18 protein-coding genes and 5 tRNA genes are annotated in these 18,068 nt (G+C 58.6%); 11 read left to right on the forward strand and 12 right to left on the reverse strand.

Going from position 1 to position 18,068, the window contains the following annotated elements; all coding sequences use genetic code 11:
- Nucleotides 1–231 precede the first annotated feature (231 nt).
- The 4 genes from radC to GA0061100_RS09815 are packed head-to-tail and all read right to left on the reverse strand — an operon-like array spanning nt 232 to nt 4,542.
- Nucleotides 232–1,089, reverse strand: coding sequence for a RadC family protein (radC, locus tag GA0061100_RS09800; RefSeq protein WP_075852472.1), 858 nt, complete (start codon nt 1,087–1,089; stop codon nt 232–234).
- 3 nt (nt 1,090–1,092) lie between these two features.
- Nucleotides 1,093–1,929 (reverse strand): type I methionyl aminopeptidase, encoded by an 837-nt coding sequence (gene map / locus GA0061100_RS09805; protein ID WP_075852473.1) that lies wholly within the window; start codon nt 1,927–1,929, stop codon nt 1,093–1,095.
- A 2-nt stretch (nt 1,930–1,931) separates the two neighbouring features.
- A complete protein-coding gene (gene sfsA, locus GA0061100_RS09810) occupies nt 1,932–2,678 on the reverse strand; it encodes a DNA/RNA nuclease SfsA (protein ID WP_075852474.1) in 747 nt (248 codons plus the stop codon).
- A gap of 16 nt (nt 2,679–2,694) precedes the next feature.
- Nucleotides 2,695–4,542, reverse strand: a complete 1,848-nt coding sequence (locus GA0061100_RS09815; protein ID WP_075852475.1) for a PHA/PHB synthase family protein — start codon at nt 4,540–4,542, stop codon at nt 2,695–2,697.
- 160 nt (nt 4,543–4,702) lie between these two features.
- Between GA0061100_RS09815 and GA0061100_RS09820 the strand changes: the two genes are divergently transcribed.
- The 4 genes from GA0061100_RS09820 (at nt 4,703) to recJ (ending at nt 9,936) form a co-directional block, all read left to right on the forward strand.
- Entirely contained in the window at nt 4,703–5,155 is a 453-nt protein-coding gene (locus tag GA0061100_RS09820) for a hypothetical protein (RefSeq protein ID WP_075852476.1), read from the forward strand.
- 222 nt (nt 5,156–5,377) lie between these two features.
- Nucleotides 5,378–6,598 carry an LL-diaminopimelate aminotransferase gene (locus GA0061100_RS09825; RefSeq protein ID WP_047634632.1) on the forward strand — a complete coding sequence of 407 codons (1,221 nt, stop codon included), beginning with the start codon at nt 5,378–5,380 and terminating at the stop codon, nt 6,596–6,598.
- A 57-nt stretch (nt 6,599–6,655) separates the two neighbouring features.
- Nucleotides 6,656–7,975, forward strand: a complete 1,320-nt coding sequence (locus tag GA0061100_RS09830; RefSeq protein ID WP_075852477.1) for a homoserine dehydrogenase — start codon at nt 6,656–6,658, stop codon at nt 7,973–7,975.
- Between the two features lie 155 nt (nt 7,976–8,130).
- Nucleotides 8,131–9,936 carry a single-stranded-DNA-specific exonuclease RecJ gene (recJ, locus tag GA0061100_RS09835; protein WP_075852478.1) on the forward strand — a complete coding sequence of 602 codons (1,806 nt, stop codon included), beginning with the start codon at nt 8,131–8,133 and terminating at the stop codon, nt 9,934–9,936.
- Between the two features lie 61 nt (nt 9,937–9,997).
- Here recJ and GA0061100_RS09840 read toward each other — a convergent pair.
- The 5 genes from GA0061100_RS09840 to GA0061100_RS09860 form a co-directional block, all read right to left on the reverse strand.
- A tRNA-Glu gene (locus GA0061100_RS09840) sits at nt 9,998–10,072 on the reverse strand.
- Nucleotides 10,073–10,200: 128 nt separating this feature from the next.
- Nucleotides 10,201–10,275, reverse strand: a tRNA-Glu gene (locus GA0061100_RS09845).
- Nucleotides 10,276–10,359: 84 nt separating this feature from the next.
- Nucleotides 10,360–10,434, reverse strand: a tRNA-Glu gene (locus tag GA0061100_RS09850).
- A gap of 174 nt (nt 10,435–10,608) precedes the next feature.
- Nucleotides 10,609–11,403, reverse strand: a complete 795-nt coding sequence (locus GA0061100_RS09855) for a hypothetical protein (RefSeq protein ID WP_075852479.1) — start codon at nt 11,401–11,403, stop codon at nt 10,609–10,611.
- A 205-nt stretch (nt 11,404–11,608) separates the two neighbouring features.
- Nucleotides 11,609–12,049 (reverse strand): VOC family protein, encoded by a 441-nt coding sequence (locus GA0061100_RS09860; RefSeq protein WP_075852480.1) that lies wholly within the window; start codon nt 12,047–12,049, stop codon nt 11,609–11,611.
- Nucleotides 12,050–12,246: 197 nt separating this feature from the next.
- On the opposite strand from GA0061100_RS09860, the gene GA0061100_RS09865 reads away from it, so the two are divergent.
- From GA0061100_RS09865 to GA0061100_RS09875, 3 genes are all read left to right on the forward strand, one after another.
- Nucleotides 12,247–12,825 carry a cold-shock protein gene (locus tag GA0061100_RS09865; protein ID WP_015339721.1) on the forward strand — a complete coding sequence of 193 codons (579 nt, stop codon included), beginning with the start codon at nt 12,247–12,249 and terminating at the stop codon, nt 12,823–12,825.
- Between the two features lies 1 nt (nt 12,826).
- On the forward strand, nt 12,827–13,339 hold the full coding sequence (locus GA0061100_RS09870; protein ID WP_075852481.1) for a DUF192 domain-containing protein: 513 nt from the start codon (nt 12,827–12,829) through the stop codon (nt 13,337–13,339).
- A 146-nt stretch (nt 13,340–13,485) separates the two neighbouring features.
- Nucleotides 13,486–13,562 (forward strand) — tRNA-Pro (locus tag GA0061100_RS09875).
- A gap of 79 nt (nt 13,563–13,641) precedes the next feature.
- Here the strand turns inward: GA0061100_RS09875 and GA0061100_RS09880 are convergent.
- Complete coding sequence (locus tag GA0061100_RS09880) at nt 13,642–14,349, reverse strand: GNAT family N-acetyltransferase (RefSeq protein ID WP_083961308.1); 708 nt, start codon at nt 14,347–14,349, stop codon at nt 13,642–13,644.
- Nucleotides 14,350–14,921: 572 nt separating this feature from the next.
- Here GA0061100_RS09880 and GA0061100_RS09885 point away from each other — a divergent pair.
- The 3 genes from GA0061100_RS09885 to GA0061100_RS09895 all read left to right on the forward strand — a co-directional run bounded on the left by GA0061100_RS09885 (nt 14,922) and on the right by GA0061100_RS09895 (nt 16,160).
- On the forward strand, nt 14,922–15,227 hold the full coding sequence (locus GA0061100_RS09885; protein ID WP_075852483.1) for an ETC complex I subunit: 306 nt from the start codon (nt 14,922–14,924) through the stop codon (nt 15,225–15,227).
- Nucleotides 15,228–15,318: 91 nt separating this feature from the next.
- Nucleotides 15,319–15,395, forward strand: a tRNA-Arg gene (locus GA0061100_RS09890).
- Nucleotides 15,396–15,614: 219 nt separating this feature from the next.
- Complete coding sequence (locus tag GA0061100_RS09895) at nt 15,615–16,160, forward strand: SMI1/KNR4 family protein (RefSeq protein WP_075852484.1); 546 nt, start codon at nt 15,615–15,617, stop codon at nt 16,158–16,160.
- Between the two features lie 434 nt (nt 16,161–16,594).
- Here GA0061100_RS09895 and GA0061100_RS34830 read toward each other — a convergent pair whose 3' ends face one another.
- Both GA0061100_RS34830 and GA0061100_RS09900 read right to left on the reverse strand, forming a co-directional pair.
- The gene (locus tag GA0061100_RS34830; protein WP_167459818.1) at nt 16,595–16,756 is read right to left on the reverse strand and encodes a hypothetical protein; all 162 of its coding nucleotides are present in this window, start codon (nt 16,754–16,756) and stop codon (nt 16,595–16,597) included.
- Nucleotides 16,757–16,846: 90 nt separating this feature from the next.
- Nucleotides 16,847–17,455, reverse strand: a complete 609-nt coding sequence (locus GA0061100_RS09900) for a LysE family translocator (protein ID WP_075852485.1) — start codon at nt 17,453–17,455, stop codon at nt 16,847–16,849.
- Nucleotides 17,456–17,559: 104 nt separating this feature from the next.
- Here GA0061100_RS09900 and GA0061100_RS09905 point away from each other — a divergent pair, with 104 nt between their 5' ends.
- Nucleotides 17,560–18,027: an Lrp/AsnC family transcriptional regulator gene (locus GA0061100_RS09905; protein ID WP_208621524.1), complete on the forward strand. Its 468-nt coding sequence runs from the start codon at nt 17,560–17,562 to the stop codon at nt 18,025–18,027.
- The last annotated feature ends 41 nt before the right edge of the window (nt 18,028–18,068 follow it).

Raw genomic sequence — 18,068 nt, forward strand, 5'->3', positions numbered from 1 at the left:
CGAATAGGCCAAATCAAACAACAGCTTCCGCCAGCGAACCTGCTGGCAGGATGTGGCGATCCTTCTGCCAGATCATCCTGACGCCGAGCTGAAAAATGAAAGGAGTGATCGCGATGACGATTTCGGGATATTTCGCCAAGATCGCAAGAACCAGAATCTAAAAATAATTAAATAAAATCAAAAATATATATTATAAAATTGAAGTATTTGATTATCGCGCGTGCGACAATTTCAAATCAGCCGCAACGCGCGGAAGCTGACATGGCCGTTTTTCCCAATGATAACATGATCGTGAACGGTGATGCCCAAAGGCTTGGCGGTGTCGATGATTGTCTTGGTCATCTCGATATCCGCGCGGGACGGAGTTGGGTCTCCCGATGGATGGTTGTGGACCAGAATCACCGCCGATGCGGATAGTTCGAGCGCCCGTTTGACGACTTCGCGCGGGTAGACGGGCGTATGATCGACCGTGCCGAAACCTTGAACCTCGTCGGCGATAAGAGCGTTGCGCTTATCGAGAAATAGCAGGCGGAATTGCTCGCGTGCCTCGTGCGCCATCGCGGCGTGACAATAGTCGATGAGCGCTTTCCAGGAGGAAAGCACCGGCTTGCCCGTCAGCTCGCTTTTCAGCATACGCTGTCCGACGCTCGCAACCAGCTTCAGATCGAGCGCAACGGCATCGCCGACGCCACTGACTTCGGTCAGCAGGTTGATCGGCGCGCCGAACACGCCGCCAAGCGTGCCGAAACGGGCGAGCAATGCCTTGGCGATCGGCTTCGTGTCGCGGCGTGGGATCAGCCGGAAAAGCAGCAGCTCGAGAATTTCGTAATCAGCCAACGCCGCATCGCCGCCATCACGGTAGCGATTGCGCAGCCGTTCGCGGTGACCATGATAATGGGCCTCCACGTTCGTTGGCGCGGACTTGGTGGCCGGCGCGGATTTGTTGGTCTGTGAAACGGGTTTGGCAACCTGTTGGGCGAAGAATAGCCGCTCGTCCAGCAGCGGCGCATCTTCCAACGCCTCCGTCTTCCCACCGCTATCGAGGGGCATGTTGCCATGTCCGTTGGAAGAAGCGGGACGTTTCGCCATGAACTATCCCTGCAGCGGCAGCAGGCCGGGGCGGTCCAGACCGCCAGGCGATAGGGTGAAGATTTCGCAACCCGTCGCAGTGACGCCGACCGTATGCTCATATTGCGCCGAGAGCGAACGGTCGCGGGTAACTGCCGTCCAGCCGTCTCCGAGCACCTTCACATGCGGCTTGCCGAGATTGATCATCGGCTCGATGGTGAAGATCATACCTTCGCGCAGCTCCGGGCCGTCATTGACGCGGCCGTAATGCAGAATATTCGGCGAGTCATGGAAGAGGCTGCCGACGCCGTGGCCGCAGAAGTCGCGCACGACCGAGCAGCGCTCGCCCTCGGCATAGCTCTGGATCGCTTCGCCGATGGCGCCGGTGCGGGCACCCGGCCGGACGGCGGCGATGCCGCGCATCAGGGATTCGTAGGTAACTTCCAGAAGACGCTCGGCCGAACGCTTGATTTCGCCGACCGGATACATGCGGCTGGAATCGCCGTGCCAGCCATCGAGCACATAGGTCACGTCGATATTGACGATATCGCCTTCGCGCAGCGGCTTGTCGTTGGGAATGCCGTGGCAGACAACATGGTTGATCGACGTGCAGGAGGACTTCATGTAGCCGCGATAGTTCAGCGTCGCCGGATAGGCGCCGTGATCCATGCCGAATTCGAAAACGAAGCGATCGATGACGTCGGTGGCTACACCAGGCTTGACGATGGCAGCCAGTTCATCGAGGCAGCGGGCGGTCAGCTGGCATGCCTTGCGCATTCCCGCAAAGGCATCCTGCCCGTAGATGCGGATAGCGCCCGTATTCTTCGCCGGCGCCGTTGCCGCTTCGATGTAATTCACCATGACTAGCCTTTGGTAGAGATCTTAAACTGTTCTAATGCAGCTATGCCGGGTTCGTCTATCGGGATCAACCCGGCAGGCGCGATTTCCGTCGGCGAAACCTTGCATTTCAGCGCATAGACTTCGACGCCACGCGCCAAAGCACGATCATAGGCCCGAGCGTAGACCGGATCGAGATCACCACAGATCCGGAAGCGGTCGCAATCGTTGCGCTGGATCACGAAGAGCATGATGGCCCGGTAGCCGGCCTCTGCCATATCGCCAAGCTCTTCCAGATGCTTGGCGCCGCGTGCCGTTGCCGTATCGGGAAATTCTGCGAGACCCGGCTGCCGCATGAAGTGGACGTTTTTCACCTCGACATAGGTGGTTGTCCGCAAAGGGTCGGTCAAGAGCAGGTCGATGCGGGAGTTGCGACCATAATTCTGTTCGCGCTTGACCGTCGTGTAATCGCCGAGATCGGAGACTTGTCCGAGCGCGATCGCTTCCGCCGCGATGCGGTTCGGCATCCCGGTATTGACGCCGACCGTGGTGTCGTCGGCTTCGATCAGCTCGAAGACATGACGGTATTTTCGCTTCGCGCCCTCATGTTCGGAAAGCCATATGCGCGAGCCGGGCGTCGTCAGGCCAAGCATCGAGCCGGTATTCGGACATGAGCCGGTGATGAAGGTCCCATCCTCCAGCTCGGCATCGAAGAGGAAGCGCTTGTAGCGCGAAATCAGACGGGCAGGGACGAGAGGCGAAGGAAACTGCATGATCGGGTGGCTGCTCTTACGCCCGTTCCATGACGAAGCTGCCGGGTGCCTCTTCCAGCGCGTTGAGAGCCTTGCCTCCGGGTTGGCGGGCTGCGGTCATGCGGTGATCCTGCGCAAGGATCCAGGCGTGCCAATGCGGCCACCAGGAGCCGGGCGTCTCAGCTGCCTCGGTCAGCCAGTTTTCATAGTTGCCGCTCATCGAGCCGCCGGTCCAGAACTGGTATTTGTGCTTGTCCGGCGGGTTGACAACGCCGGCGATATGGCCGGAACCCGTCACGACGAATTCCACAGGCCCGCCGAAATACTGGCTGCCGACGAAGACGGACTTGGCGGGCGCGATATGATCCTCGCGCGTCGCGAGATTATAGACAGGAATGCGCACGTCCTTCAGCGACAGCGTCTTGCCGTCGAGCACCATCTTGCCTTGGCTTAGCGCATTGTTGAGGTAGCAGTTGCGCAGATAGAAGGAGTGGTTGGCGGCCGCCATGCGGGTGGAATCGGCATTCCAGAACAGGAGGTCGAAGGGCAGGGGTTCCTGTCCCTTTAGATAGTTGTTGACGAAATAGGGCCAGATCAGTTCCGAAGCGCGCAGCATGTTGAAGGCCGTCGCCATCTTCGAGCCTTCGAGATAGCCGAGCACATTCATCTGCTCTTCCAGCGCTGCAATCTGCTCCTCGTCGACGAAAACCTTGAGGTCGCCCGCGAAGGTGAAATCGACCTGCGTCGTCAGGAAGGTCACCGTGCGGATGCGCTTGTTTTTTTCCTTGGCATGGAGGGCAAGCGTGGCCGCAAGCAGCGTGCCGCCGACGCAATATCCGACAGCATTGACCTCCTGCTCGCCCGTCGCCTTTTCGATCGTATCGAGCGCGAAATCGATGCCTTCGCGAGCATAGGAAGTCCAATCCTTCGTGGCATGGCGCTGATCTGGGTTCACCCAGGAGATGACGAACACCGTGTGACCCTGCTCCACGCACCATTTGATGAAGGATTTCTGCGGGTTGAGGTCGAGAATATAGAATTTGTTGATCCATGGCGGGCAGATCAGCAGCGGTCGCTTCAGCACCTTGTCGGTCGCCGGCTCATATTGGATAATCTGGCAGACATCGCTTTGCGCGATCACCTTGCCTGGCGTCAGCGCCATGTCGCGCCCGACAGCGAATTTCGTCATGTCGGTTTGTCGCAGACGCAGCTCGCCATGGCCGAGGCTGATATCCTCCGCCAGCATCTTCATGCCGCGCACAAGGTTTTCAGCGTTGGACGCGATGGTCTCGCGATAGACCTGCGGATTCGTCGCAACGAAATTGGTCGGCGAGAAGGCGGCAGTGATCTGCTTGGTGTAGAACGCTGCCTTGTGACGCGTATGCTCGTCCAGCCCTTCGGCTTCACCGACCAGCTTTTCCGCCCAATTCGACGTCAGAAGATAGGTCTGCTTCAGAAAGTCGAAGAATGGGTTCTTCTGCCAGTCTTCGTCGGCAAAGCGCCTGTCCTTGACCGGCTCAGCTTCCGCCTCGGCAGACGAATCGCCGCTGAGGCGCTGCATGGTTTTCGTCCACAGGCCGAAATAGCCGGACAGGAGCTGCGTCTGCGCCTCCAGCGTCCGGCGAGGGTCCGAAAGCCAGTATTCGCCGACCTTGGACAGCGTCTTGACCATATCGGTGAAGGGATCGGCGACCGTATCGACCTTCTCGCCGCGTTCGCGCGGTGCAAGCCAGGCGGAGGCTGCCTTGCCGAGATTCTCGAGCGCACGGGCAAAGTTGACGGCCATCGCTTCGGGATCCCTGACGATGTAAGGCTCGACCGACTTTGGATCAAAGCCGGGAAAGCCGCCATTACCTTCATTCTTGTCCCGCTTGCTGTCGGTCACGCATCATCCTCCCGGCGGCAGCTCGTGTCTTGTTTTCCATTTGTACATCTTGCGGGAAAAGGAATACAAGTCGAATGAAACGCAACCCTGCTCTTGCTTTGCTGCTGCGACAAATTTAACAGTCGCAACCCACAGCAAGGAATTGGGCAGGAAGACAATTATGGGCAGCGGCATGGTGGCAAGACTGAACCGGTATTCCGTACTCTGCGGTGCAATGTGCGGAATTCTCGCATTGACGCTCGCGGGCTGCTCGACGCCCGAGGAAAAGGCGGCCTACGCCAAGCGCAAGCAGCCGCCTCAGGCTGTCATCGTAAAGCCCGCCAAGGGCACGCCGATCGTGGAAACCAGCACGCAGCAATATTACAAGGACGGCTATCCCTCCTTCAATGCGCCGCCGACCGCAGCTAACGTGCAGATCAACGATCAACAGGCCGGCGACCTGGCCAAGCAGCTGACGGCACTGGGATCGCAGCGCAAGGCCGGTACGATCTCCGAGGCCGAATACCAGAAGCGCGTCGCTGAGATGCGCAAGCTTGCCGCCGAACATGGCCAGGATACGCTGAAGGAAATTCAGAAAGAGGGCAGCGCCCAACCGGCGCAAACGCAGAATTAGCCTTGCGTTTCAGGTAATTTGGACGCAAAGCGTTCGGATAGGCCGAATTTGGATGTGTCTGACCGGCGAATTGCACTTTGCGTGCATAATCGCCCAAGATTCACCTTATCTTTCGAGTCAGCATGGTTGCGGCGCCGCGATTTCCAAGTTCGTATCGCGGCTGGCCGGTAGATCAACGAACTTCAGCGCGGTTTTGAGGGCCGCTGTCCCATGGGGAAAGAAATGGAAGAGTTTCATAAAGTCCGGCGTTTGCCGCCCTACGTTTTCGAACAGGTCAATCGTTTGAAAGCGAGCGCGCGAGCGGGCGGGGCGGACATTATCGACCTCGGCATGGGCAATCCAGATCTTCCGACCCCCAAGGCGATCGTCGACAAGCTGTGCGAAGTGGTTCAGGACCCGCGCACGCATCGTTACTCCTCCTCAAAGGGCATTCCCGGCCTTCGCCGCGCGCAGGCCGCTTACTACGCCCGCCGCTTCGGCGTGAAGCTCAATCCGGATACGCAGGTGGTCGCCACCCTCGGCTCCAAGGAAGGCTTCGCCAACATGGCGCAGGCGATCACCGCGCCTGGCGACGTCATTCTCTGCCCGAACCCGACCTATCCGATCCACGCCTTCGGCTTCCTGATGGCCGGCGGCGTGATCCGTTCGATCCCGGTCGAGCCCGATGACAGCTTCTTCCCGCCGCTGGAGCGGGCCGTGCGTCACTCGATCCCGAAGCCGCTGGCGCTGATCCTGAACTATCCGTCGAACCCGACGGCCTATGTCGCGACGCTCGATTTCTACAAGGAAGTCGTCGCCTTCGCGAAGAAGCACGACATCATCGTGCTGTCGGATCTGGCCTATTCGGAAATCTATTTCGATGACGCACCGCCGCCGTCCGTTCTGGAGGTTCCGGGTGCTATCGACGTCACGGTCGAGTTCACCTCGATGTCGAAGACCTTCTCGATGCCTGGATGGCGCATGGGCTTCGCTGTCGGCAACGAGCGGCTGATCGCTGCGCTGACGCGCGTAAAGTCCTATCTCGATTACGGCGCCTTCACGCCGATCCAGGTGGCGGCGACCCACGCGCTTAACGGCGACGGTTCCGATATTGCCGAGGTCCGTAGCATCTACAAGCGCCGCCGCGACGTCCTGGTCGACAGCTTCGGCAAGGCCGGCTTCGACGTGCCGCCGCCAGCCGCGACCATGTTTGCCTGGGCGAAGATCCCGGAGAAGTTCCGTCATCTCGGCTCGCTGGAGTTTTCCAAGCTGCTGGTCGAGAAGGCCGACATCGCGGTTGCTCCCGGCATCGGCTTCGGCGAGCAGGGCGACGATTATGTTCGCATCGCGCTCGTTGAAAACGAACACCGCATCCGTCAGGCAGCGCGCAATCTGAAGCGCTTCCTCTCCACGGCGGATGAGACGATGCACAATGTCATTTCGCTGAACGCTCATCGTTCGTAATATCGCGCGGCAGCTGCTCCGGTGGCTGCCGTTCCCCATACCGATCAGGAATTTTCCATGGCAGATGCCCTCAAAATCGGCATTGCGGGCTTGGGCACCGTTGGTGCCTCGCTCGTCCGCATCATCCAGAGCCGCGCTAACGAGCTTGCCGTTACCTGCGGTCGTCCCGTCAAGATCGTCGCCGTCACCGCGCGCGATCGCACGCGGGATCGCGGCATCGATTTGACAGGCATCGAATGGTTCGGCGGTCCGGTCGATCTCGCGCAGAAGGCCGATATCGACGTTTTCGTCGAGCTGATCGGCGGCTCCGAGGGCGCTGCCAACGCTGCCGTGCGGGCGGCCCTGGCGCGGGGCCTGCATGTCGTCACCGCCAACAAGGCGCTGCTTGCCTATCACGGCGTCGAGCTTGCGCAGATCGCGGAAGAAAAGGGCGTCCTGCTTAACTTCGAAGCGGCCGTCGCCGGTGGCATTCCGGTCATCAAGGCGCTGCGCGAATCCCTGACCGGCAATACGATTTCCCGCGTCTACGGCATCATGAACGGCACCTGCAACTACATCCTGACCCGGATGGAGAAGGAAGGCCTGTCCTTTGCCGATTGCCTCAAGGAAGCACAGCGTCTCGGCTATGCCGAAGCCGATCCGGCTTTCGACATCGAGGGCAACGACACCGCCCACAAGCTCGCCATCCTGACGACGCTTGCCTTCGGCAATCGCATCGCGGCCGACGACATCTATCTCGAGGGTATCACCAACGTCTCCATCGAGGATATCCGCGCAGCCGCCGATCTCGGCTACCGCATCAAGCTGCTCGGCGTTGCCCAACGCACCGAAAGCGGTATCGAACAGCGGGTGCATCCGACCATGGTGCCGCTCGATTCGGTCATCGCTCAGGTCGATGGCGTCACCAATGCCGTGGCGATCGAATCCGATATCCTCGGTGAACTGTTGATGGTCGGCCCCGGCGCCGGCGGCAATGCGACGGCATCCTCCGTGCTCGGCGACATCGCCGATATCGCTAAGAGCCGTCCGGGCGAGCAGCGCGTGCCGGTGCTCGGCCATCCTGCCAAGGCGCTGGAGCCCTATCGCAAGGCGCAGATGCAGAGCCATGAAGGCGGCTATTTCATCCGCCTGACGGTGCTCGATCGTACTGGTGTCTTCGCAAGCGTCGCTACCCGCATGGCGGAAAACCATATTTCGCTCGAATCGATCGTGCAGCGCTCGAAGCAGCATCTGGCACCCTCCGATCATCAGACGATCATCCTCGTCACCCATGCGACGACGGAGGATTCGGTACGCAAGGCGGTTGCCTCCATCAAGAACGAAGGCTATCTCGTCGGCGAACCGCAGGTCATCCGTATCGAGCGGCCGAAAGAGTAGAGCAATTCCAGGAAAAGTGCACAGCGGTTTTCCGTCCGGAATTGCGAGAAAATAAACAGATAGAGCGGTTTAGAGATTTCGTGAAAAGCTGAACCGCTCTAAGCTGACAGCGGCGGCGGATCCCGTAAGGACGCCGCCCTCAAATTCCGGGAGAGATGGTGGAGCAACCGGTCGATCCAGTTCAGCGGGCGTTTCTGGGCGTCGAGCGCTCGGTATCGGGCAATCGCTGGGTTTCCCGGCTCGATCAGGCGGGCCAGAACAGGGCGCTCGCCATTGCGCAGACCCATGGCTTGCCGGAGCTGATTGCCCGAGTGCTTGCAGGACGTGGCGTCGGGCAAGACGAGGCCATGGCCTTCCTCGATCCGACCATTCGCGGCCTGATGCCGGACCCGCATCTGCTGACCGATTGCGAGAAGGCGGCGAGGCGTCTCCTGCACGCGATCAAGAAGGGCGAGACGGTCGCGGTCTTCGGCGATTACGATGTCGACGGCGCAGCCTCCTCGGCGCTTATCTATCGCTTCCTGACGCATTTCGGTGTTCCGGCCAGCATCTATATTCCCGACCGCATCTTTGAAGGCTACGGCCCCAATCCGACTGCCATCGGCCAGCTCATCGACAATGGCGCGACATTGATCGTCACGGTCGATTGCGGCTCCACCAGCTTCGAATCGCTTGAGGTGGCCAAGGCGCGGGGCATCGATGTCGTCGTCATAGATCACCACCAGGTGGCGCACGAACTGCCGCCGTGCCATGCGCTGGTCAATCCGAACCGTGAGGATGATCTGTCGGGGCAGGGGCATCTTTGCGCTGCTGGCGTGGTCTTCATGGTTCTGGTCGCGGCCTTGCGGCTGTTGCGCGAGGCGGGCGATTCCCGTGTGCGATCCATCGACCTGCTTGCCTGGCTCGATATCGTCGCGCTCGCGACCGTTTGCGATGTCGTGCCGCTGAAGGGCTTGAACCGCGCCTATGTCGTCAAGGGGCTGATCGCCGCGCGCCATCAGGGCAATCTTGGGCTTGCAGCGCTGTTTCGCAAGGCGGGTCTCAACGGTCCTGTCTCGCCGTATCATTTCGGCTTCCTCATCGGTCCGCGCATCAATGCCGGCGGCCGCATTGGTGATGCGGCACTCGGCGCGCGTCTGCTGACGCTCGACGATACCGGCGAGGCCGAGACGATCGCCGCAAAGCTCGACGAGCTCAATCGCGAGAGGCAGGCCATGGAGGCCGCCATGCTGCAGGAGGCCGAGGCCGAAGCGCTGGCGGAATATGGCAATGGCGATGGCGCCTCCGTCATCGTCACGGCGCGCGAGAGCTGGCATCCGGGCATCGTCGGGCTGATCGCCTCGCGCCTCAAGGACAAGTTCCGCCGACCAGCCTTCGCCATCGCCTTCGATCCGATGGGAAAGGGCACCGGCTCCGGCCGCTCCATCAATGGTTTCGACATGGGCCGCATGGTGCGCGCCGCCGTCGATGCCGGCCTGTTGGTCAAGGGTGGCGGCCATGCCATGGCTGCCGGCCTGACGGTTGAACGAAGCAATCTCGGCAAGCTGCGCGCCTTCTTCACAGAGAAGGCGGAAAAACAGGTGGCCGGGCTGGTCGCCAATGAAACGCTGAAGATCGACGGCGCTCTCGGTGCGAGCGGCGCGACCGTGGAGCTCATCGACAGGCTCGAGACGGCCGGTCCCTACGGGTCGGGCCATCCGCAGCCCGTCTTTGCGCTTCCGAGCCATCGGCTGCGCGATTCCCGCCTCGTCGGCCAGTCGCACATCAAGATCACGCTGGAGGCGATGGACGGCGGCCGCGTGGACGGCATCGCCTTCCGTGCGGCGGAGACACCTTTAGGCGAATTGCTGATGTCTTCCCGCGGCGCACAAATCCATGTTGCCGGGACATTGGGCGCCGATCATTGGCAGGGAAGCCGACGCGTACAGCTGCGTGTCACGGATGCGGCAAAAGCTCCGTGACGTAGAGTACGCGCGGTGTCGCTCTGAGAATAAAAATCAACGGTTTAGCGGGAAGAAACAGTGGCACGCCCTAGGGGAGTCGAACCCCTCTTTACAGAATGAAAATCTGTCGTCCTAACCGATAGACGAAGGGCGCGTGCTGTGGCGCCCTTATAGTCAGCACCTTTTGTTCCCGCAAGCGGAAAATCGAGAAAAATCCCAGAAAAATCGATGACTAGGCGAAGATTTTTCGAGGCACTTGTGGAAAACATCGAGCCACGCGGTTGGCACGCCCTAGGGGAGTCGAACCCCTCTTTACAGAATGAGAATCTGTCGTCCTAACCGATAGACGAAGGGCGCGTGCTCTGCCGCGTAGATAGGAATAGCCTATTGCGTCCGCAAGCGGTAGCTTAAATGAATTGTCCATGGGGAGGGGAGCAACAGTGGCACGCCCTAGGGGAGTCGAACCCCTCTTTACAGAATGAAAATCTGTCGTCCTAACCGATAGACGAAGGGCGCGTGCAGCTGCTGTGTGGCGCGCTTATAGCGGGGTGATTTCATTCCTGCAAGCGGCAATTTTGCTTTTTTGTGGAAAAAATGACAGATGGGTGAAACGGCGGCCGACCACGAATAAGTGAGACTTAACAGGCTCTTGCCGGCGACATTGAAGAATCCCTGGAAACGCGGGCTTTTCTACTGACCATTGGCGCCTGGCACAGGCTGCACTAGCAGCTTGCCATTCTGGGGTTGGTTCTTCGCGGCGATGAATTGCGCCAGCGCTGCCGCCTGTCTGCCGTTCAGCTCGCGCACATTCGGGTTCGGCGTCGCCGAAACTCCCGACGCTGTCACCTGCGCGATCGGCTGTGGCGAAGCCGCAGCCGGCGAGGTCGAGTGGCGGATGACCGGCGGTGGCAGCATGTCCGCCGAAGTGCGGCCATTGGGCACGCCGGCGGCATCCATGGTTTGTGGTGCCGCGGCCTGCATTGCTGCTGGCGGTGTGCTGTAGACACTGCGCATCATCGGCGTGATCGTTTGACCGCTATCAGCTTGGGTCTTGGCGAGCGTCCCATCTGGATTGACGGCAATAGGCGGCGGGGCGGAAAAGATGCTGCTTCTGTTCGCATTGACGCCGGTCGGTTGTGTGACCAGCCCGGCAATACCGGTTTGCCCGTCGGGAGGCGTTTCCGCAGGCGCCGGATAGAGCGCTTGATTCTGCTGGGCGACGATCTGCTGGCGTGTGCCGTTGACGCTGTGCACCAGGGGGTCACGGTAGCCAAGGTCGGCTTTGCGTCGCCGGGCGTCCGCCTTGTTGTTCATATCGGCCGCGAGCTGTTCGGCTGCCGTCGGCTGCGCCGCTGGCGCGATGTCGGATGTTTCGGTCGGCTTTTTGGCCGTGGTCGCACAGCCGGCAATCATCACAAATGAGGCAAGAACGGCAATTGTGCTTGCTAGCTTCTTCCTGCCGTATAAAATCTGTTGATCGCACATAGGACGTTCCCTGCAAAAAAGGCTTGCATCGGAACGGCCTCTTGCGAGGGACGACGATACCGCACGCGCCGACTGGGAACGATGGCCGCGCGATATCCGATGCATGATGCTTCGAGTCGTCCAAGCATGCCGGAGGATGGGCATGGGCGGCAAGCGCGAAACGGATGGCTCCGCGCATGCCGTAAGCCTCGCGAAAGCTTAGGCCTTACCAGGAGCCGGTGTTGGCCATGGAAGCCCAGGGTTCGGCTGAGGGAAGATTGGCGCCCTTCTGCAGGATCTCGATGGAAATGCCGTCTGGAGAACGCACGAAAGCCATGTGACCATCGCGCGGCGGGCGGTTGATCGTGATGCCGTTGTCCATCAGCTTCTGGCAGGTCGCATAGATATCGTCGACCTCGTAGGCGAGGTGGCCGAAATTGCGTCCTCCGCTATATTCTTCCGGGTCCCAGTTGTAGGTCAGTTCCAGGCTGGGGGCACCATTGCTGCGGGATGATTCGGCGTCCTCGCTGGCCGCAAGGAAAACGAGTGTGAAACGACCTTTCTCGTTTTCGTAGCGGCGGGTTTCGGTAAGTCCGAATAGGGTGCTATAAAAATGCAACGAGGCGTCGAGATCGGTGACGCGAACCATCGTATGGAGATAACGCATTCTATTTCCTCTCTTAATGTTGAGCCGGGCGGATCTTCGATCGGGGCACCAGCTTCGCGCAAGTCTTGGAGCGATAATCTTAGGGTGGGAATAAACGAAAACTAGGACTTGCGCTTTTCCGTTACCAAGATGTTAATCTTGATATCAGGGAATCAGTTAACCGTAACAGTGTGACGCGTAATCGAGGGCTGGCTAGGATGGGTGACAGAATTTCATCGAAGGGAGTTGTCGACTTCGAGGAGATGTCGGGCGATACCGTCGAGCTCATCGAAATCTCAGGCGTCGTCAAGTGGTTCGATGTCGCCAAGGGATTCGGTTTCATCGTGCCGGATAACGGCATGCAGGATGTCTTGCTGCATGTGACGTGTCTGCGCCGTGATGGTTATCAGACGATTCTCGAAGGAACCCGCATCGTCGCGCTGATTCAGCGTCGGGAGCGTGGTTATCAGGCCTTCAAGATCCTCTCCATGGACCAATCGACTGCAGTGCATCCCTCGCAGATGCCGCCGGTGCGCACGCATGTGCAGGTAACGGCGACGAGCGGCCTGGAGCGAGCGCTGGTGAAGTGGTTCAACCGCACCAAGGGTTTTGGCTTCCTGACACGCGGCGAAGGCACGGAGGATATCTTCGTGCACATGGAAACGCTGCGTCGCTTCGGCCTGGCTGAGCTGCGGCCGGGGCAGGTGGTTCTCGTCCGCTTCGGACCGGGTGAAAAGGGCCTGATGGCCGCGGAAATCCACCCGGATGCACCGAGCCCGGTCACGCGGCCGCATTGATATGAAGAGAGATGGATTTCTCGGAATTTTGAAAAGCGCCATTTTGGCGCTTTTTCTCGTTGGGGCCGTAGCCCCATCGTCTTTCGCGGCACAGATCGCAGGGCAGCAGTCGATGGCTTTCGATTCGGAACCGCTTTCGATCGCATCGCCCAAAGGCCAGACGCATAAATTCACCGTGGAACTGGCCTTGACGCCGCCACAGCTCGAATTCGGCCTGATGTACCGCGACAAGATGCCGGCCGACCATGGCATGCTGTTCGACTTCGGCACGCCGCGGCCGGTCATGATGTGGATGAAGAACACCGAGTTGCCGCTCGACATGCTCTTTCTGGATCAAAAAGGTGTCGTCACACATATCCAGGAAAACGCCGTTCCCTATTCCGAAGCGATTATCAACTCCAATGGGCCGGTCGCTTACGTAATCGAGCTGAATGGTGGAGTGGTCAAGAAACTCGGCCTGGCTGTGGGCGACAAGGTGACGAGCGCCACCATTGCGGCCAAGCTCGGCAAGTAGATTTTCCTAGGGGAAGATCTGCCCGGCAAGATTTTACCTGTTGCAGCGGGCAGATGAACCGTGTATCTCCCCACTCGTTCCGCAGGAGAGTTATCCGGCGGCACGAAATCAGGACATGATCCCTCTGTGATCATACTGAAACGGTACGGAGTGTAGCGCAGTCTGGTAGCGCATCTGGTTTGGGACCAGAGGGTCGGGAGTTCGAATCTCTCCACTCCGACCACTAATTGAAGTCATCCCGAAATTTCAGACCTGTAGACGACGGCAATCGCTTGATCGTGGCTGCGGCTTGCGTCCCATTGTCAGGTCGGCGAGACCGCATGTCTTGTAAGTATCCAGTAGTTGCGCCCCGTTACCCTTTCGAAACAGCGAATCTCGTCGCTGAAACCAAGGCGTTGATAGAAGGGCAGGCTCAGGGGATTGAAAGTCTCCAGAAAGCAGGTGGCGCCCCGGAGATCGGCTCGGCGTAGCGTCATTTCGATGAGGTGTTGTGCCAATCCCCGTCCTCGAGCTGCCCGCCTTACGCCCAGGATCGAGAGATACCAGGCATCGGCGAGGTGAGGCGGTGCGTGCTCCGCCATGGATTCGGATATCCGCAGATAATTGCCGAAGCCTGCGTCTCCAAGCAGCGCAGCAAGCCCCTGCTTGCGCGCTTTGACATAGGCTGCAGTGTCATCGGCATGCGCTTCATTGGTATGCCAGATAGCGGCGCCGTCGGCGTTGGCATAGTGCACTTCGCCAATTCCATCCGCCTCGGCAATCGCGAGTTCGAAATATTGCGCCAGAACTCCTTGTCTTCTCTCTTCATCCTCCCCCGATTCGACCGTCACGGCGCGATAGAACGGATCGTCGAGAAGGGCTTCCGCGAGGGACGCGCAAGCAGATGAAATTTGGCTCACAAACAACTCCAGTGATGACGGGTCGGGATTGGGGCAGATAGCGCAACGGACAATCCGCGTCTTGCGTTCTTTGGAAGGCTCCGCCAGCATCTTAGAGAGGGCGGGTCGCATAGGTCCAGCCCAAAATGGGTCGGTGCGAGTTTTCAGGAAAGGACGATAGGCGCCGCGCAAGTTGGCTCGCTAGGGATTGGTGCCGTCTCGGATATCAGCGAATGAACTGCAGGGCCATGAGACCGAGTGTCGCCAAAGCGGAGGACACCGTCAAAGCAATCAGCACCGAAGTCGACATCATATCGCTCCCCAAAAGGTCTTGCCGCAAAAGCCGGCTGCTGCTTACAGGAACGGAAGCAGGCTGTCGCGTGACATGGGCGTGACATGATGATGGCGGATTGCCTGTTCGCCTCGAACAACTGCGCGTCAAGGCGAATGTCCGGGAATGGTTCAGGTTTACCGTCCCCGCCGCGGGCGCTGGCATATTGTCGGTGTCGAGCGGCCGTTTCGCTATCAGCGCGAAGCCACGTTTCGGTGGAAGAATTCCTGCGGATTTCGGCTGCCTTTTTGCTTGAAAACAAAGGGATTCGCAGCTAATCAAAATCGAGATGTGCCCGACCTGCAGAGGACGCGGCAAGACAAGTGAAGCACAAAGGCGGGTCGCTCCCGCTTCATTCGGAGGCGCTGCAGCAATGCCTGCCAAGATTTATCGTCCCGCAAAGACCGCCATGCAGTCCGGCAAGGCCAAGACCAATGTCTGGGTTCTGGAGTTCGACCAGGAAACGCCGCGCAAGATCGATCCGATCATGGGCTATACGTCGTCGGGCGACATGCGCCAGCAGCTCAAGCTGACGTTCGATACGCAGGAGCAGGCGGAGGACTATGCCAAGCGCGAAGGCATCGAATACCGCGTCATCGCGCCGAAGGATCCTATCCGGCAGACCGTATCCTATTCCGACAACTTCCGCTTCAACCGCATGCAGCCCTGGACTCACTGAAGCCAAGCACTTATTGAACGCCAGCCATTGAGTTTGGTGGCGCTTTCAGGCATGTGTTGCCCGCCGCGCGTAAAGCGTGGCGAGGCCCTACGGCCCCTTAGCTCAGCTGGATAGAGCACTTGCCTTCTAAGCATGTGGTCGCAGGTTCGAATCCTGCAGGGGTCGCCAAAACTTTAAATGTTACAGCCGCTTGCTGGTATTTTCTCAGCTCAACGACTAATTTTGCGACGAAACCGCACGGAATGTCGCAAGGAAGTCGTACGCTTATCCGAGAGTGCCATCCGGGTACGGCATAGAATGTAGTCGCAACACTCCTGGCATTGCGCCCGTGCTTTGATGAAATGTGAAAGACCGAGAAATTCGAAATAACTGCCCAAAGGAGAGCTTATGACGACGCTGGACACAATCCTCCGATCCGACAGAGTCGAATCTTTTGGGAAGGCAACCTCGGCAGCGCTCGAACGCCTGGTGAACGAACACGGCATATATCTTTCACAGGACTACATCCACTTTCTAACCTGTTGCAACGGTTTGCGCACGACGTTCGACTTCGATGAGGTAAAGCGGGTCGGCCTGAGTATGGCTTTAGCGGATATCAATACCTTCTATGGTGTCGAAAATGGGCGTGACTACGCTGATATTCTGACCATTATTCCGAAGATGGACGCATCCGGAAGAGAATTGCTCGCCTTTGCGCCGCCGATTGCCGTCGGAGGCGACTTTTGCACCTTTGTTGAAATCACGGAGGGTTCGAGGCTTGGCGAGATCATGTACACGGATGGCGAGATGTACTGGGGCTATTTTGAAGAGGCTGAGACCGACTGGACCAACACGCCCGATGCCCTGATTAGCACGTTTATCGAGCATGGCTTCTTCATGCCGATTGCTCCCTCATTCAACGCTTTGCTGGAGATGTATGCCAAACTGGTCTGATTGCAGTTGCCCTTATTCAGAAATGAGGTTCCACATACGCTCGATGAACTGTCGTAACTCAGCGGCAGTGGCATTCGATACATCAACCTCTTCAGATGTCTTTCAATTCCTCAAATTCTGAGCTTTGCATATATTCCAGATAAGCTATTGTTTTGTTTTGGATAAATTACTTTTCAGAGCTATTTTTTAGTCTTTTAAAGCTGCTGACTCATCCTGATTATTTTAATCCTCAATATGTGCGAGTGCCGAGATCTATTGTCTCGGCGCAACGCGGTCATGCCGCAGATTTTACATTCGCTCGATTGCCGATTTATTTTATATAAACCGATAGTTATCGCTGTTCAGACTTTCGTCGTTGGTGGGTCGCCATTTCTCCGTATTTGCCTTTATCGCATCAAGCGGGCAATCTATGGCGTTGGCTGCTCAAGCCCTACTTAGTTCACCGCCGTCGGCCAGCCGCCGGCATCTTTCGGCCTGGTAGCATCGACCGCCATCTGGATCAGGTCGTAGCCGTATATTGCTCCGGCCAGCTTGATGACGATGATGGCGACGCTTAATAGAGCGAGCCCGCCGATGATTCTGTCGCTTTTTTTCACGGCTCGCTTCCCCCGACGTCGCGTGAATCCCGCATTATTCGCGGTACCGGAAACTATATCGCGTTCTGCGCAAAGCGCCACTCGGCTTACTCACGCTGCCAATCGCCAGGCGGCAATCAGGAGGAGACAGCCTGCGATACCCTCGGTCCAACGCCGATGGCGATCGCTGAAACCGGCGCGCGATCCGATCGTTGCCAGGCTGATGCTGAGGAGGACATCGACGATCGCGCAGAGCCCGATGAACACGGATGATAGCAATGATGCTTGCAGCGCTATGTTTCCACCGTGGTTGATGAACTGCGGCAGGATGGCGAAATAGATCATCATGCCCTTGGGATTGAGGACAGAGGTCAGAAAGCCACGCCGAAATCCATTTGTCGCAATTCTGGATACTGGCGTGACCTCGCCAGCCTTCATTGAGGAACTTATGAGGCGGGCCGCAAGGTAGGCAAGATAAGCGATGCCGACCCAGCGCAGCAGCATGAACAGGAGGGGAAAGGCGGTGATGATGGCCGCTACGCCGAGGGCAGCCAGCATGGAATGGACGATGTAGCCGATGCAGATGCCGGCCGTCGAACGTAGTCCGGCGATGGCACCGCCGGAGATCGTCTGCGATGCCACGAACAGTATATCCGGCCCTGGCGTGCAGATAAGAGGCAAGACGGTGGCTGCAAAAAGAAGAAGATTGGCGTTTTCCATGAACGGAAGCCTAGAGGCTTGCCGGCGCAATTGGCTTGCAAAAATGCTAGCTTATACCCCATAATTGGCATTGGAATCCAAAAAATCTATTTTGCTGGTGGAGAATGCCAATGCGGCTGGACGAGATCGACAAGCGTATCTTGCGGGCGCTGCAGCGCGACGGGCGGATGCAGAATGTGGAGCTGGCAAAAGAGGTCGGGCTTTCGCCATCGCCTTGCCTGCGGCGTGTGAAGCTCCTGGAGGATGCCGGCATCATCGATCGTTATGTGGCCGTCGTGAATCCGGTCAAGGCTGGCCTGCCGCTATCGATGTTCGCGCGGGTCTGGCTGACGGCGCAGGATGCGGAAACGATCGACCATTTCATCGCAGCGATGAAGAAACTGTCTGAGGTGATGGAATGCTACATCATGCTCGGGGAGAGTGACGCGCTGCTGCGTGTCGCTGTTTCCGATCTCGACGACTACAGGCGGTTCCAGTCGACGCATCTGACGAAGGTCAACGGCATTCAGAACGTCAAGACCGATGTGCCGAGCCAGATCGTCAAACAGACCTATGCTCTGCCGTTGCGCTGAGCGGCCCTGCTTCGCCGCATGCGTGGAGAGCGGCATTCAAT

Source organism: Martinezella hainanensis (assembly GCF_900094555.1).
In the GTDB taxonomy this organism is placed as follows: Bacteria; Pseudomonadota; Alphaproteobacteria; order Rhizobiales; family Rhizobiaceae; genus Rhizobium; species Rhizobium hainanense.